This window comes from Xanthomonas campestris pv. asclepiadis, from assembly GCF_020784175.1.
Lineage (GTDB): Bacteria > Pseudomonadota > Gammaproteobacteria > Xanthomonadales > Xanthomonadaceae > Xanthomonas > Xanthomonas campestris_D.
Genome location: NZ_JAJGQM010000102.1, coordinates 1 through 1,158, shown reverse-complemented (window position 1 = coordinate 1,158; position 1,158 = coordinate 1). Strand labels below are relative to the sequence as shown.

At 59.9% G+C, this 1,158-nt stretch carries 1 protein-coding gene; it reads left to right on the top strand.

The genetic code is table 11. From position 1 onward, the window contains the following. Positions 1-62 precede the first annotated feature (62 nt). Complete coding sequence (locus LL972_RS21565) at positions 63-1,043, top strand: IS5 family transposase (RefSeq protein ID WP_228329327.1); 981 nt, start codon at positions 63-65, stop codon at positions 1,041-1,043. The last annotated feature ends 115 nt before the right edge of the window (positions 1,044-1,158 follow it).

The following is a 1,158-nucleotide window of genomic DNA, read 5'->3' as shown; positions in this document are numbered from 1 at the left end:
GGAACCTCTGAACAACGCATCGCAGATACGCGACACTATCCACTCACGTTGAGGAGTGATGCATGCAACTGACGTTCGGTGACGCTGAGGGCCTGGGCAAGCGTAAGCAGACCCGCCGGGAGATCTTCCTGGCCGAGATGGAGCAGGTTGTTCCGTGGCAGCAATTGCTCGGGCTGATCGCGCCGCACTATCCGGTGTCGGGGCGGCCAGGTCGGCAACCGTACGCACTCGCCACAATGTTGCGGATTCAACTGTTGCAGCAGTGGTATGCGTTGAGCGATCCGGCGATGGAAGAAGCGCTGCACGAGATCCCGACCTTGCGGCGCTTTGCCCAGCTTGGCGGCTTGGACAACGTTCCGGACGAGACCACGATTTTGAACTTTCGGCGCCTGCTGGAGACCCATGGCCTTGCCGCGCGGATGCTGGAAGCCGTCAACACGCATCTGGCGCGCAAGGGCCAGAGCCTGCGGTCGGGCACGATCGTCGATGCGACGCTGATCGCTGCACCCAGTTCGACCAAGAACGCCGACCATGCGCGCGACCCTGAAATGCATCAGACCAGGAAGGGCAATCAGTGGTATTTCGGGATGAAGGCGCACATTGGCGTGGATGAATTTTCCGGGTTGGTGCACCACGTGCGTTGCACGGCCGCCAACGTCGCCGACGTCGCGGTGACGCACACGTTGCTGCATGGCAAAGAAGACAGCGTGTTCGGCGACAGCGGCTACACCGGTGCGGACAAGCGCGAAGAACTGCAGGCCTGCAAGGCTGCATTCTTCATCGCTGCCAGGCCCTCGACGATGCAAGCCATTGGCAACAAACGCGAGCGTGCTCGGGAACAGCGTTGGGAACACTTCAAGGCAAGCGTGCGCGCGAAGGTGGAGCATCCATTCCGGGTGATCAAGCGGCAATTCGGTTACACCAAGGTCCGCTATCGCGGCCTGGCCAAGAACACGGCACAAGTGCTGACCTTGTTTGCGCTGTCAAACCTGTGGATGAAGCGAAAGCAGTTACTGCCTGCTATGGGGAGCGTGCGCCTGTAACCCTGGGAATTACCACGGAAAAACGCCAGAAATGGCGAAAATCCAAAAATCCAAACGCGACTCTCCGGAACGACGCGATATCCCGCACTCTCAGGCCTCGTTGTTCAGACCTTCC